General features: G+C 52.4%; 11 protein-coding genes, 3 pseudogenes and 1 riboswitch. Of the genes and pseudogenes, 8 read left to right on the top strand and 6 right to left on the bottom strand.

Translation table 11 applies throughout. The features are described from left to right. Window positions 1-147: 147 nt before the first annotated feature. On the top strand, window positions 148-732 hold the full coding sequence (locus tag IFT57_RS16670; RefSeq protein ID WP_054996228.1) for a hypothetical protein: 585 nt from the start codon (window positions 148-150) through the stop codon (window positions 730-732). A 5-nt stretch (window positions 733-737) separates the two neighbouring features. On the opposite strand, the gene IFT57_RS16665 is transcribed toward IFT57_RS16670, so the two are convergent. The 3 genes from IFT57_RS16665 to mobA are packed head-to-tail and all read right to left on the bottom strand — an operon-like array spanning window position 738 to window position 3,910. Next, a complete protein-coding gene (locus tag IFT57_RS16665; protein WP_192152096.1) occupies window positions 738-1,115 on the bottom strand; it encodes a hypothetical protein in 378 nt (125 codons plus the stop codon). A gap of 10 nt (window positions 1,116-1,125) precedes the next feature. Beyond that, complete coding sequence (traI, locus tag IFT57_RS16660) at window positions 1,126-3,537, bottom strand: TraI/MobA(P) family conjugative relaxase (RefSeq protein WP_192152095.1); 2,412 nt, start codon at window positions 3,535-3,537, stop codon at window positions 1,126-1,128. Further along, complete coding sequence (gene mobA, locus IFT57_RS16655; protein WP_199868957.1) at window positions 3,527-3,910, bottom strand: plasmid mobilization protein MobA; 384 nt, start codon at window positions 3,908-3,910, stop codon at window positions 3,527-3,529. The genes traI and mobA overlap by 11 nt, the downstream gene beginning before the upstream one ends. An 814-nt stretch (window positions 3,911-4,724) precedes the next feature. Between mobA and IFT57_RS16650 the strand changes: the two genes are divergently transcribed. Beyond that, window positions 4,725-5,519: a hypothetical protein gene (locus tag IFT57_RS16650; RefSeq protein WP_192152094.1), complete on the top strand. Its 795-nt coding sequence runs from the start codon at window positions 4,725-4,727 to the stop codon at window positions 5,517-5,519. Between the two features lie 675 nt (window positions 5,520-6,194). On the opposite strand, the pseudogene IFT57_RS16645 reads toward IFT57_RS16650, so the two are convergent. Both IFT57_RS16645 and IFT57_RS16640 read right to left on the bottom strand, forming a co-directional pair. Continuing rightward, window positions 6,195-7,493: pseudogene (locus IFT57_RS16645) on the bottom strand (replication initiation protein); the annotation flags it as partial. Between the two features lie 503 nt (window positions 7,494-7,996). After that, the gene (locus tag IFT57_RS16640; RefSeq protein ID WP_192152093.1) at window positions 7,997-8,197 is read right to left on the bottom strand and encodes a helix-turn-helix transcriptional regulator; all 201 of its coding nucleotides are present in this window, start codon (window positions 8,195-8,197) and stop codon (window positions 7,997-7,999) included. Window positions 8,198-8,837: 640 nt separating this feature from the next. On the opposite strand from IFT57_RS16640, the pseudogene IFT57_RS27300 reads away from it, so the two are divergent. Next, a pseudogene (locus IFT57_RS27300) lies at window positions 8,838-9,599 on the top strand (MCP four helix bundle domain-containing protein); the annotation flags it as partial. Then, window positions 9,594-10,457, top strand: a complete 864-nt coding sequence (locus tag IFT57_RS27295; protein ID WP_446731210.1) for a methyl-accepting chemotaxis protein — start codon at window positions 9,594-9,596, stop codon at window positions 10,455-10,457. The pseudogene IFT57_RS27300 and the gene IFT57_RS27295, both read left to right, overlap by 6 nt. Before the next feature lie 127 nt (window positions 10,458-10,584). On the opposite strand, the pseudogene IFT57_RS16630 reads toward IFT57_RS27295, so the two are convergent. Further along, window positions 10,585-10,920 (bottom strand): annotated as a pseudogene (locus tag IFT57_RS16630) (DUF1264 domain-containing protein); the annotation flags it as partial. A 92-nt stretch (window positions 10,921-11,012) separates the two neighbouring features. Here IFT57_RS16630 and IFT57_RS16625 point away from each other — a divergent pair. The 4 genes from IFT57_RS16625 (at window position 11,013) to IFT57_RS16610 (ending at window position 13,696) form a co-directional block, all read left to right on the top strand. Beyond that, entirely contained in the window at window positions 11,013-11,336 is a 324-nt protein-coding gene (locus IFT57_RS16625) for a DUF190 domain-containing protein (protein WP_192152092.1), read from the top strand. A 95-nt stretch (window positions 11,337-11,431) separates the two neighbouring features. Then, window positions 11,432-11,504: riboswitch (Fluoride riboswitch) on the top strand. 79 nt (window positions 11,505-11,583) lie between these two features. Beyond that, window positions 11,584-12,930: a voltage-gated chloride channel family protein gene (locus IFT57_RS16620; protein ID WP_192000393.1), complete on the top strand. Its 1,347-nt coding sequence runs from the start codon at window positions 11,584-11,586 to the stop codon at window positions 12,928-12,930. Beyond that, window positions 12,927-13,292, top strand: coding sequence for a hypothetical protein (locus tag IFT57_RS16615; protein WP_192152091.1), 366 nt, complete (start codon window positions 12,927-12,929; stop codon window positions 13,290-13,292). Before IFT57_RS16620 ends, IFT57_RS16615 begins: the two co-directional genes overlap by 4 nt. 80 nt (window positions 13,293-13,372) lie before the next feature. Next, the gene (locus IFT57_RS16610) at window positions 13,373-13,696 is read left to right on the top strand and encodes a DUF190 domain-containing protein (protein WP_003425060.1); all 324 of its coding nucleotides are present in this window, start codon (window positions 13,373-13,375) and stop codon (window positions 13,694-13,696) included. Window positions 13,697-13,718 lie beyond the last annotated feature (22 nt).

The following is a 13,718-nucleotide window of genomic DNA, read 5'->3' as shown; positions in this document are numbered from 1 at the left end:
CCCTATCAACTCATTGTTTTTAAAATAGAAAATATATTTTTTAGTACTGAAAATATTTCTAATAGGCGATAAATAATAATGTTTATTTAACAAGGTCTGTCACGTAGACTCCAGCATCCCGAAATTTGCCAGCAGATACGGTGAAAAGTGAGATTCAAGCTCAAGTATCAAGACAATAAAACATTAGGTATCCAGTACATTGGCAACCCCGTAGCTTGCGTACGCCTTCTCGATGAAACGACCGAGAGCGGCAACCAAAAGCAAAGCTATGTCTGCACGATCAGCCGATGGGATACCAAGCTGCCAGAACACGCAGTCCAGTTGCTGACAAAGGTTGAAGTCGAGGAGTGGAAGGCATGGAAGGCAGCCCATGATGCTGCGTTCAGACGTAAGCAGCTCGAAGCATCACTGGATGCCTTACCTCTTACGTTGAGCTATGCAGCTACCGCCTTGACTGAGGAAGCGTGTACCGTCGATGAGGCACAGAAAACCGCTATTTGGTTGGCCCTGGACGCATTCAATCGTGCCATGGTGAAAGCTGGAATAGATCGTCCTACAAGGGGGCGCGGTCGGCCATCTTCGACAAAATTGGCTTCCCCAGAAATAGGAATGCCCATAATGCCGAACCTAGAACAACTTGGCTCCCCGCTTGAGTGTGCCTATCGGGGGATAGTGGAACGCTACAAAGCGTTACAGGCACGCTGCGTCGCCGAAAAATCAGATACTGATTAGATGCCTTAGAATCTTTTACCTAAGACAGCAAGCCGCTCTTTCATCAATTGGCCGTCACGCCGCATTTCTGCACGCAGGTCGTCCAGCTCCTCTGGGGTGAGCGAATAATACAGCGACCTCGTGGGTGGTTCTTCAGTTGTGCGCTGCCCATCGACCCCGTCCGGGTCGAACTGCTCTCTATCGAATGTCATACCGCATACCTCTACATATTCAAAATTCGCATGGCACTCACGCCCCCAAGGATCATGCACCCACAAGTCACCAAAACCGTCCCGAACGACGTAATACGCGCCGGGGTCGTTACGAACCACGAGCGGCAAGACATCGTCGAAATCTTGCGTTTCCGGGTTGAACCGCCACACGTACTTCATTCTATCGAGCATGGTGCCACCCTCACATATCCAAATCCGGCGAGTCCCTGTTCAATGAGTTCTGACGCTCACGCTCTTGCTCTTCCTTACGCTGCTGCAACCGCTGAGCTTGGGTCTGCCGTGCTGCTCGCTGATCGTCCTGATTCGGTGCTGTTGGCTCACTATCCACGTGCGTATTCATCAACGTTTGCCTCGCATAATCGCACTTTTCTGTCCAAGCATTTACTGATGAACCATGCGTTTTTAAAGCCTGACTCCAAGCATCGTCTCTTAACTTAATAGCGTCGGGATGATCGCTGTTCAAGTGATCGCGCCGAGCCTCGGATGGTCGCTCTACGTTCTTGCCAAAATCATTGTCCCACTGCATGGCCTTGCCCTTCGCCATGTGTTGGCCAATGAAGCCGACCGCCTTCTCCAGGTCTGGCCGCTCACCCCATGACTCCCGGTATGTGCAATCCAGCCTGGACCGATACTGAGCCACATCAGCCTCGACAGCATCCATCTCAACATAATCACGGACTGGCCGAACCGGTGCTGGCGCTGATAGAGCCTGGTGGGCCTCATCTCGCGCCATAGCGGCCTGCCAGGGCGCTTTGTTGGCATCGTGCTGACGGATAGCATCGAGCTGCTTTTGATCCTCCACGAAGCGCTGACGCTTTTGATCAATGTCTGCCTCTATTGCTTCTTTGCGTTGCTGCTCTAACTCAGGATTGGCAAACCGCACATCCAGCCGTCGCTTCACCGCCGTCGCAAGCACTCGATCCATGAATTCCTGGCCACCGTGTACCGCTACAGCGCCGAACTTTTCTTTCGCCAGCAGCAACCCCATCTCGATACTATCTGCATCGTTTCGACTGTCCTTGTTGAAGGTGATGCGCCGTCCTTCATCACGGAACGCCAGCCGGTCATTTACCGAATAGTTCACCGCACCAGTCGAACGATCAACAGCCCACGTAACGCGCGCCGAAAGCCTTGCAGGCCTAGCCGGGTCAAGATCGCTATCCGAAGTAGTCGTGAAGTAGGGTCGCCGTACGTCCGCGACATCTGGCTCTTGCGGATGTTTGCCTGTGCGTTTTTCTGCGTAGGAAAAGCCTCGAAGTTGCGCTATAGCTGCTGAATCGCCAGCCTCAGCACAATCTGCAACCCATTCCCGATAAGAAGGATGTTGCTCTTTTCGTAAACTGGCATTTTCAGCTTTAAATATGACTTTTAATTCGTCTCGTTTGGCCGCAGCGGTAAACGCTGCGACCGACAGAAGTGCTCTGCGATGGTTGCCGTCTAGCCCACTTCGACGGATGCCTTCGCGTTCTGCCCTAAGTAGATCGGTGAGGGCCTTACGCCGCAACTTCTGGGTGCGGGCTAGCTCAACCTTAGCCGGAGCTTTCATCGCCTTCCACTCAACGACAGAACCTTCATATTTGGCGCGCAACTCTGCGCGTTCTTTGGCGCGCTTCTCGCGGTTGTCGGCACGCTTGGTTGGATCGCGCAATGGGCGATGTTTGCTGTAGGTCTGATTCTCTAACGCTTCCCGGTCAAAATACCTGGTTTTAAGTGGCTCGTATGGGCCAAGCTGCTTTATGAGTTTTCCCCCACCCAACCCCATCTCAGATGCCTTGATCGGAGCCTGGGCGAGATCACTTACCGACGCCACGTAGAAAGCGTTGTTTCGGTCATTTGCTGGTCTCAACTCAAGTCCATGAGTGGCAAGTATCGTATGCAGCTCCTGCCACGAAGCTTTCGCGGATTCCATTAGCGCCTTGGCATCATCTTTGGGCGGTCCTTTGGCATAGCTCGCTAACGACTCATTACCACTGTGAACTTCAAGCTGCCGGGCCTTCTCTGGCAAATCAGCGCGACTCCCTTCCCGTGCCTTGAGCCGGTGTGCCGCACTCGTATAAGTCCAATCTATAGACTTCTTACCGTCAACCTCTTTGACAGAAAAAGGCCCATTGTCGTGTTTCCACCCTTGGTCAATTTCGATCTGCCGCATTGCCTTATCCAATGTGAATTTCGAATACGACATTTTCGGTACTCGGTGTCTATCTGGATGAACCTTATTCACCATGATATGCAAGTGCGCATTGTCGGTATCACGGTGTATGGCCGACAGATACTCATGACCGTTAAGTCCAATAGCAGCGAGCGCAAATTTACCCGCATCAAAAGCTTGATCATCGGTTGGGCAGTCTCCTTCTGACCAGCTCAGAACGAGGTGCATTACCGGATCTTTCGTGCGCTTACTTCGAACCGAAGTACCCCACATTTCAATCCATGCGGTGTCCTCAGAAAGGCAGTTTGTTTGCACTGCCACAGCTCCTTCAGTGACCTCACCGGTCTCAGGATCAATACCATGCCGAAAACTATTTATGTACTTGGATAGACTACGGAAGCTTGTCTTTCCATCGCTTCGTCGGGCAACGATCTTAGCGATCATCGCTATCCACTTCCTCGACGTCAGGCGCTATACGTTTGAGTGCCCTTGTTGCCTCGTCAACGGCATTCTTAAACGCAATCAATAACTCAGATGTTTGCTGTGAATGCGCACCACGGCTGCTATTAAATAAATCTTTTTGCAGTCCACCTAAACTACGAAGCTGAGCTGCAAACGTCTTTATGTCTGCACAGATGATGCGATCTGATTGGTTCCTTATGCGGCGACTCAATCCAGCACAACGAATAAACATCGACAACGATATGCCTGCATCCTCAGCTTTAGCTTTCAATGCATCTGCCTCTTCGGGCAAACAGCGAGTGTGAACGACCACAGTTCGTTTCCTTGTATCCGAACCAGAACGACCATTGACCATAACAAACTCCGACTCTAATGGCCGCACGGCGGCAGGGGCCTCGGGGCGGAGCCCTGAGCAGGGCAGGTTAGGGGGGATGACGAGCGAAGCGAGGAAGAGCTCCGGTGAGATACCAGCACGAAGTGCGCGGTAGCTCAAACCACACCCTGTCCTCGATCATCATGACTTCCACGGAGAAGGTAGCTTGGAGTTTTTATATGGTCAAATACGGCTCGGCGCCTAGAGAAAGTACGTACTTACACAATGTTCGCACCATGATGCCACAGAGTTGCCACAGAGTTGCCACAGAGTTGCCGCAATATGTACACAATCTTACCATGCAGTTACCACATTGCTACCACATTGCTACCACAATGGTTACAGGCTATAGCCACAGAGTTACCAGCTTGTTAGCACAGTCTTACCATACTAGTACCACTATTTTTTGGCACGATATATGGGTCGAAATTTTTCGGTTTTTTCATAAAATGACTTGGCGCGTTGAGGCGCTATACAAAAAAGCAAAGGGCTTTTTGAAGGGGAAGGTTGATCAGCCTTCAGAACGGGCCGTGGTTTCCGATCCGCCGCATAGGGGCTTTGCCCCTCTGGACTCCCCACACTCGCCCGCGTGGCGTCGGGAGCCTGGGATAGAAGCGCTCCCAGTCACCCTAGCGAAGGCTATTGGCCTCGAACGCGTCAAGGGGCCGAGTCCTCGCCCCTTCGGTGCTGCGGGCCGCACCAACCCCTTGACTCGACCATTAGACTTCAGACATTTTCAAGATATGATGAGCGACGCGTAATGAAAAAGTCAGTATAAAATTAAGAGGGGGTTGCGGTGCAGATTTTGACAGTTTCAGATTTTGAAAAAGTGGCCGTTAGATATTCAACTTTGTTCTATTCAAGATCTCTCAAGGATGGTCCGAAAAATATCGCGTATTGGATATCAGTTTTTTTCTTTGTGCTAACAATATTTTTTATGTTCTACAGTTTGGTTGAGTTAGCGTTAGGGCGGGATGCGAACACAGGCCTAGCAATGATAGCTGTTCTTTTTGAAATCGTCGGTTTGGCAGTTTGGATTGCTTTTTATGAGCCTGCTTACAGATATGACAAGCTAAAAAGGTCAGGCTTAAATATTTCCGATGTGCTTTGTAAAAAACAAGATAGAGAAATTATCAAAGGCATTTGGCGTAAAAAGAATTTATCTGTCCCGCCTGATAAGTATTTTGAGTTGGCCAAGAATTTGTATGAGGTTCAGGGTATGCTCTCCGAGTCTAGAAAGAATAAGCAGCTGGGCGATCGTTTTTTGAGTAGCTTTTTCAGCCTTAAGCCGTTTCAGACCTTGCTTTCAATTCCAGTTATATTGGCTATGATAAATTTCGCATTTAAAATACCTGGCGTGGAATTCAAAGTGTCGAATATTAACCTCTCGGTTTTCATGATAACTGCTGCGAAATATTCGCTCACCCTTTTTCTTATTTCACTAACTCTAGTTTTGATTGTTAGGTTGTTGTTGACGATGTCTATAGGTGTTTTCGAGCTGGTTAGTGAAACCTACAGAGGCAAATGCTCAGATTTGACTAAGAGAAGGTTTGTTAGAGCTTTGCTTGAACGAGCCGACTTGGTGGGGTGAGTGTGGCGTGCTGATGTGATCTATGCTCGTAGTGTCCGAAAACTTACGATGTATGACTTGGCTCACTTTGGTTGATCTAATTTGGCTAATAACAATTAGTTTGTGTTTTGGGTATCTGGATGGTGCATTTTTTGAAGGTTTTCTGTGGAGTTTTCGAGAGCGCCTATCTAAGGTAGGACCCAAGTGAAAAGCGCTCTCTGAATTATTTGTTAGGTATTTAACTCTCTCCGAGTAGCCGATTTGTGAGTGAGTGCAAAAGCAGATTTTGGAGAATTGGCAGTGGATGTGAACTGTTTGACTATCAGGTCGACTACCATCCGCGCATCATGAATCAGTGTTTTTTGCGCAATGGCCTGGACGAGCGCGTTGTGGACGTCGATCCGTTTGCTAGGCGGGGTCTCCGACAAATCGAACGGCGTTGCCCCCTAGTGTCGTGTTTTCTTTTACTACTTTCTGTTTAGGTTGGTAGTTGGTGTTATCTACAACGCTTCCCGATACGGTATCCATCCCATATTCATCAGGTATCGCAGAGGTATCATCGTCCGAGCGCGGCATAGCCTTGTCTATCCAAGCTTGCTTCTCTCTGTTAGTTAATCGAGAGTTCGAATTAGTGACGAAATCCTCTTTCCACTCGGGCGGAACGTTCATGTATAGGAATTTCAAAATGCCTATGGATGAACCATCCTCATGTTCTCTCTTTAAAGACTCTCCGGCTTGCGGCCCCTGCGGGACCGCAGATATCTGATGTACACCGGATTGCACCCCCAGAGCGCGACTATTTGCAGCCTGGCTCGGAGTGGGTTGTGGGGAAGCTGAATCGACTTGGCCACGTGTCCCAGGCGCAGCCTCGGCAGGCCTGAGAACTCTCACAGTGGCCGGTTGTGATATTTCCCTGAGAATGCGCTTGTAGCTGGCCACCGTTCTCACCGAAACGCCGGCGAGAGTCGCTATCGCAGAACGGACCAGTGCCTTGCCCTGGTCTTGAAGCTGCCTGCAAGCAGCGCGTATTTTGGATTCTGTGGCTTTGTGCCGCAGCTCATTAGTGCGCTGCGCAGCCAGGCTCTGCCGCTCTGTGAGCGACAGGCTGCCATCGAGCTGCATTGCGCCTCGATGGCAACGACGATCACCGGTGTACCGATCCCACGTCCAGCGACCTACGGATTTGACCGTGGAGCGTATCGACGACAGCGGCAGGTTTTCCGAAAAACCCTGTTTGAGAAAGCTGTTGTGGTTGTACGCATACGCATCGAGCGAGCGCATGAACGACTCGAACGACCCCAGCTCACGCTCGCGATTGACGATGCTGTACGCAAAATAGCGCAGTTGCTCGAACAGGATGCAGTGCCGCGAATGGCTGACCTGATCAAGCTTCGGACCTGTGGCCCAGGGTTTGACTGTCAGCTCCACCGCGTTCGCCAGTTCGCCCAGTTCATACACGTGGCTGTGAAATTCGGTCGTCTCCCACCAGGGGTGACCGGGTGTTTTGGCCACCGGGCCACCGTGGTAGTCCATGTCCGCGTCGAGGCGAGCCGCAAACGCGGTATAGATCGCTTTCATGTACTGAATCGGCTTGGCCCGTGCGTTCTCTGTGGTGCACACGGACGGCACGGCATAGAACAACTGGGAATGGCCGCTTTTGCGGTTACGCACCATCAGGTTCGGCGCGGGCAACCCGGCATCGTCCCAGGCCAAGGCGTTGGCATGGTCCAGGTCGAACACCAGCCAGGACACCATGCCGAGGCGATTGACCTGCATATAGGGATAACGCAGCGCGTATTCACGGGGACGAACGCGGGTCGCGGTTTTGTCGTCACTGCACCGCGCCATGTACGGCGCTTCCAGCAATAATCGGTTGAGCGCAGTGCCGTCTTCGAAAACACGCGCCGGAGGCATGTGGGTGCTGGTGGCCAGCGGATCGACCTTGGCCGAGGGTGAGGTCGAGTGGGCAAGACTGATCGCATTGTCGTGGATCATGCTTCACCGCCTTGGCCAGCAGGTTGGCCAACGGCGTGAAAGGGTGTGACACAAGGGGTCAACTGGCGGGGCAGGGTGCTGTCATCAAGGACGCACAGCCGCTGGAGAATTTTTTCCATAAGTCCACCGTTCAGCGGCGAACTGAAGACTTCACTTTTGACGGCTTGAAGATTTCCTGCCTTGTCCGCGCTCGTAGCTTGGGTCTCAATACCTGAGACGGGTTGTGGTGATCCCACCAGACATACACCCAGACGACCATTTTCTGACGGTCAAACCTAGCGAGGTCTGCTTCCTGGAGGCGTACTATTACTTGAAGCGATTGGTCCGCTCTCCAGCCGATTTCTGCTCCAGTAATAAGAGGACGTATTGAGTAGATTCCAGTGATATTGCTCACCGGACCAGCCAGAAGGTGCTGAAGTGCCACCTTATCTTCTGTCGTGCAATTGCAAGGCTTCGGTGAGTGCCAAAAATTTTGATCATTGATCGTGCGCTGTCGGCCCATCTCAGCTTCTCCCTTGCGTGGTATTGCGGGCTGCTGCACGGGCCTCCAGCCAATGATCAATCTCGTGCTCAAGAAAACCGATTACACGTCCGCCTCCGATGCTGATCGGTTGCGGAAAGTCATCTTGTTTGCACAGCCTCCACAAAGATGTCCGGCTGACAGCAATTTTTGAGCAGGTATCTTGGATACGAAGAACTCTCACGGCACACCCCGAAACGTTGTGGAATCGTGGCCATGGTCATTTGATCTGCCGTCTGGAGCACGGACATCATTTGTTCCTTTTTCGATGATTTTTTGTCCGTGCACTGAGAATTTGGCGAACCCTCACCCGGTATATGGCATGCCTACGGTTCGCTATCTCAGGACTGTTGCGATGGCTACTGTGCCGGCGACGCACCGTCCCGATAGCACTTAATATTCGGGTAGGTCGCTGTAGAACGCCGTTCGCACGTTTATGCTGCCGACCTTGGCGGGCCAGGCTCCTCTAATATTCTTAAATCAGAGGGAATATGGCTTCGAGCAACGGGAAGCAGTTGGGTACACGAACAGCAGCTTTGGGTCGAAGCAGCCGCGCGCGCTCAAGGCCTTTTTAAAAGCGCAGCGCCGTGTGCTGGAAGATGCTCGGCGACGCTAGGTTATTCAGGAAAGTAGTGACTCAGTGAGGACATAATTGGTGATAACGTATTTCTTACATTGGTAAGTAACGGCCATAACCGACAATGGTACGCATGCGCCGCCGGGGGACGTGGTGTCAACGAGCTGACGAACAGCCATAATCCTTCACGATTTCTAGCCGATAGCTTCAAGACCAGGCCTCTGGCCATCTTGCAGTGGGAAGTCCTATGCGGCTCAGAAATATAAACCTCGCTCCACGCGCCACCTTGTTTTTTTCGGCCATCATTTTGCTGGTCGTGGTCTTGGGCGTCATCGCCATACTGCAGATGGGCAAGCTTCGCGATACGGAAAAGGATGTCGAACTGAATTGGCTACCCAGTATTCGGCAAACCGCGATGATGAACTCCACCGTCCTTCGCGTCCGGTTGGAGACCCAGCGGGCCGTTGCCGATCCTCAAACCGTTCAGCAGACCATCGTCAAATTTCCTGCCTACCGGAAAGCCATGAAGGATGCGGTCTATAACTATGAGACCCTCATTGCGAGTGACCAGGAGCGACAGTTGTTCTTGGCCGTGAAAAAGTCCTACGACGATTACGCAAGCCAACTGGATCTGCTGGAACCTTTGTTGAAGGCAGGCGACACCGCTTCGATTGTCAAACTCGTCGCTACCGGTATACGTCCCCTCACGAACCAAATGGAAACTCAGGTCGAGGAATTAACACAATTCAATAACAAAGGCGCTGCGCTTGCCGGTGTTCAAGCGACGCAAGTTTATGATTCAGGTCTTTACATCGTCATCGGCCTGATTATCTTCGTCGCGCTCCTGACTCTTTGTTTGGCAACTCTTCTAACCAAAACGATTACGTCGCCCATCGGGAGCGCCCTTAGCGTCGCCGAACGCATTGCCTCAAGCGACCTGACGAAGGAGGTTGAGGTAAGCGGTACCGACGAGGCAGGCAGGCTTTTGAGCGCGTTGGCCACGATGCAGCAGAACCTTCGAAGCACGATCATGCAGATCGCTGACTCCTCATCCCAACTGGCTGCCGCCTCGGAAGAAATGACCGCGGTGACTGAGCAATCCAGCCTTGGCCTAGTGTCGCAGAATGATGAAGTAAATCAGGCTGCAACTGCTGTCACCGAGATGAGCGCTGCAGTGGACGAGGTAGCACGCAATGCCGAATCAGCTTCCGAAGAGTCCAGGAAAGGTCAGGGCTATACGGAGGTTGGTTTGGAGCGTGTATCGCAGACGCTTAAGTCCATCGAAAAGCTGTCGAGCAACGTGCGCGACACCAGCGAGCAGATCACTGGCTTGTCCAATCGTGCACAGAACATTTCCAAAGTGGTTGAGGTGATCAGAGCCATTGCTGAGCAGACCAATCTGCTTGCGCTCAATGCCGCGATCGAGGCCGCTAGGGCGGGTGAACAAGGCCGAGGCTTCGCAGTCGTTGCCGACGAAGTTCGAGCCCTCGCTCACCGCACGCAAGTGTCTACGCAAGAAATTGAGCAGATGATTCAGGCCATTCAGAACGATTCTGACCAGGCCGTGAAGGCGATGGCCACCAGCAGAGAACTGGCTGCAGAATCCCTAAGCGTCGCAGGCGATGCCAGCAGTTCGCTTGACCAGATCGCGACAGCTATTACGGGCATCAACGAGCGTAACATTCTCATCGCCACCGCTTCGGAAGAACAGGCGCACGTCGCCCGGGAAGTCGATCGCAATCTGGTTAGCATTCGCGAGCTGGCCTCCCAAAGTTCTGCAGGTGCAAGCCAGACTGCAAGCGCTTGCAACGAGATGTCGAAGCTTGCGGTTAATCTGAATCAGCTGGTCAATCGTTTCAAGGTTTAAGGTATTCACGTACGTCAGCGGACTCGTCCGATGTCCTTGGATATCGGACCTAGACTGTCTGGCGATATACCGTCCTCCCTGAGCCTGAGCCTGAGCCTGAGCCTGCAGGGATTGCACAGTCTATTGGCTATTGGGTTGATCGGCTGTTTGTGTTTTGTGGGGTGGGTGACGTTGCGGGCCCGTGAAGATGTCCCGTAGGATCATTGATCTGAATTGTCTTCCCATGCTGCCATCCATCCGCACCTGGATCTGCTTTGGGGATCTGAATATCGGCTCGTTGAGCTTTGATTGCCGACTTGACGATTCCCAAGCGTTGGTTGCGTTGTTGCTGCATTGCGGGATCAGCCTGGCCGTCAGCTGTGATCCCCATCATCAGTTGTGGAACACCTAGGGGAAGTGTTTTGTCTTGATCGGTGTGCCAGGTGTGCCACGTCTTGCCATAGGTATGAGCCAGTCGCTCCACCCGGTCAGCAATACACGTCGTGGGCTCGCTGGTAATGACGGCTGCCGGGCTTCTGTCCTATCAAATAATCAGCACGCGCTGAGGAGAGGAATATGAAAGGTTTTCTGGTGACTTTCTTTACTCAACAGAATCGTCGCTATCAGGGAAAGATGCTCGGCGACTGGGTCGTTGATTTGGCGAAAGAAATGGGACTGCGGGGTGCGACCCTGTCCACAGGTATCGAAGGCTTTGGGCATACCGGCCGGCTGCATTCCTCGCATTTTTTTGAACTGGCGGATCAGCCTACCGAAATTCGTATGGCCATTACCGAGGACGAATCTGAACAGTTATTCAAGCGATTGGAGCTTGAACATATCTCGTTGTTTTGCATAAAAACCCCAGTCGAGCTGGGCTTCGTCGGAACAGAGGTCACCTAGTTTGGCCCTCTTTCATAAGCGGTGACTCGAAGACGCCTTCGCTTGCCTCGTAATCCGAAACACGATTTTACATTTTGGACAGACCTAGCTAAGCTCGGCGCATTGGAGATGGCATTCCTCCATTAACCAACCGCTGCGCCCGTAGCAGCTGATGATGCCTACAGAAACCTGATCAATCAGGTCTGTAGGCGTTCGCGCTCAGATTCCCTTTTTGGTCAGGCCCACTTACTTTTTTGTGGCTGGCCAAATGTCTAAATTTCGACGACCTGAACAACTCGACTTACTGCCCTATATAGCGAAATGGCTTGCGCTTGCAGGTCTTGTAGCTCTTTTGGCAGGCTCTGCTTCTGCGTTATTCCTCCTTTCCTTGGATCATGCCACCCAGTGGCGAGAAACCCATCCTTTGGTGATCTGGCTCCTGCCAGTGGCTGGCTTTGCTGTGGGACTTGCATATCACTTGATAGGCAAACCCGTTGATGCCGGAAACAACCTGATCATCGATGAAATCCATGATCCTAAGAAGATCGTGCCTTTGCGCATGGTGCCGATGGTGCTGATTGGAACCGTGGTTTCCCACCTTTTTGGTGCATCTGTGGGACGTGAGGGGACGGCGGTGCAAATGGGCGGTGCCCTTGCCGATCAACTGACGCATGTCTTCCGTCTGCGCCGCGAAGACCGTCGGGTGATTCTCATGGCCGGTATCAGTGCTGGCTTTGCGTCCGTCTTCGGCACCCCTCTTGCCGGGGCTTTATTCGGACTTGAAGTATTGGCCATTGGACGTATGCGTTACGACGCGCTTTTCCCTTGCGTGGTTGCGGCAATCGTTGCTGACCAGGTGGGGCAAGCCTGGGGCGTGGTTCACACGCATTACGTCATTGGCGAAGTGGTTCCGGTGCAGCTGTGGAGCGTCATGGCTGTGGTGGCAGCTGGGATTATCTTTGGCCTTACCGGCCTGCTATTCGCGACTGCAACCCACAAGCTCGGAGCCTTCGTTAAGCGGCTTATCACCTATTCACCATTAAGACCCTTCGCCGGCGGCCTGCTGATCGCAGTCTCAGTGTGGGCGCTCAGTAGTAACCATTACATCGACGTTGATAAGTACATCGGGCTAGGCATTCCGAGCATCGTCCAATCCTTTCAAATGCCAATGGCCCCTTGGGATTGGCTTGGAAAGATGGTGTTCACCGTTGTCTCCTTGGGCACTGGATTCAAAGGCGGTGAAGTGACACCGCTGTTTTACATCGGTGCCACCTTGGGGAATGCGCTGGCTCCCGTCTTGCACCTTCCCTTCGGCATGCTGGCTGGTATCGGCTTTGTCGCCGTCTTTGCCGGTGCAGCTAATACGCCACTGGCAACCATCGTTATGGCCATGGAGCTCTTCGGGCCCGAAATTGCTCCGCTTGCAGCCATTGCCTGTATCGCAAGTTACCTCGTATCCGGACACACCGGGATCTATCACGCCCAGCGCGTCGGCCACAGCAAGCATCACCGTCCTCTTCCGGAGGAAATCCGGCTCTCTGATATCAAGCAATTTCATGCTCAAAGTGAATCCGCCAGCGAGCGGAAAGTGACTCTTGCGGGGGAAGAGAAATGATTGAACATCACCAAGATCGCCTGACAGCTTTGCAACTCTATTTTCCTGGCGCTAGCCGGGCTCGCGTGACCAGCTTCTGGCACCACCTAAGCGCACTTGCACTAGCCCAGCACCTCCTTAAAGTTGCTCAAAAAGCAAAAATTGAGCAGATCATGCTCAAGACGATTTCTGCAGGTTATTTGCCAGGCTATCGCATCTCCCATCATCACCCGGAGCTTGGCGATATGCGTCATCCCCAGTGTCTGGAATTGCTAGATACAGAGGACAAGCTGCGCGCATTCCTGCGCGACCACGCTGACGAGTTACGCAAAGTGCGAGCAGTTCTTCTCTTATGTGAGTTACCGCTCACTGACGCGTCGTAATTCAGTTTGAAAACAGCTCGGAAATGAAGAGGTAAGGCCGACCGAAGCGTCGGTCACTCGCGACATTAGAGGATGTAGCTATGAACGGCTTTCAACTGACGTTTTTCACCGAACAGAGTACCAACTACCAGCACCTTCCACTGGGAGAGTGGTTGGTCGAGTTCGCCAAGCGAGAGGGCGCGTTGGGTGCGACGTTGGTGAGCGGTACAGAGGGGCTAGATCATTTGGGGCATTTGCATACGGCGCATTTCCTCGGCGGTGCCGACCATCCCGTCACGGTGACTATATCCACTGATGAAATTGGGTGCGACAGGTTGCTGGAGGCATTGGCCAAGGAGTCGTTTTCACTGAGCTATATCAAATTGCCCATCGAATACGGTCGAGTGGGCCAGGCGAAAAACTAAAAAACGCACCTTGTTGGACAAC

It is taken from the genome of Pseudomonas sp. CFBP 13719 (assembly GCF_014842095.1).
In the GTDB taxonomy this organism is placed as follows: domain Bacteria; phylum Pseudomonadota; class Gammaproteobacteria; order Pseudomonadales; family Pseudomonadaceae; genus Aquipseudomonas.
The sequence above is the reverse complement of the archived record's forward strand: the minus strand, read 5'-3'. Positions and strand labels throughout refer to the sequence as shown.

Excerpts from the sequence above, each read along its gene's own strand:
- IFT57_RS27295 (WP_446731210.1), top strand. The coding sequence starts at position 9,594 with ATGCAGCAGAACCTTCGAAGCACGATCATGCAGATCGCTGACTCCTCA.
- IFT57_RS16610 (WP_003425060.1), top strand. The coding sequence starts at position 13,373 with ATGAACGGCTTTCAACTGACGTTTTTCACCGAACAGAGTACCAACTAC.
- mobA (WP_199868957.1), bottom strand. The coding sequence starts at position 3,910 with ATGGTCAATGGTCGTTCTGGTTCGGATACAAGGAAACGAACTGTGGTC.
- IFT57_RS16665 (WP_192152096.1), bottom strand. The coding sequence starts at position 1,115 with ATGCTCGATAGAATGAAGTACGTGTGGCGGTTCAACCCGGAAACGCAA.
- IFT57_RS16625 (WP_192152092.1), top strand. The coding sequence starts at position 11,013 with ATGAAAGGTTTTCTGGTGACTTTCTTTACTCAACAGAATCGTCGCTAT.
- traI (WP_192152095.1), bottom strand. The coding sequence starts at position 3,537 with ATGATCGCTAAGATCGTTGCCCGACGAAGCGATGGAAAGACAAGCTTC.
- IFT57_RS16620 (WP_192000393.1), top strand. The coding sequence starts at position 11,584 with ATGTCTAAATTTCGACGACCTGAACAACTCGACTTACTGCCCTATATA.
- IFT57_RS16615 (WP_192152091.1), top strand. The coding sequence starts at position 12,927 with ATGATTGAACATCACCAAGATCGCCTGACAGCTTTGCAACTCTATTTT.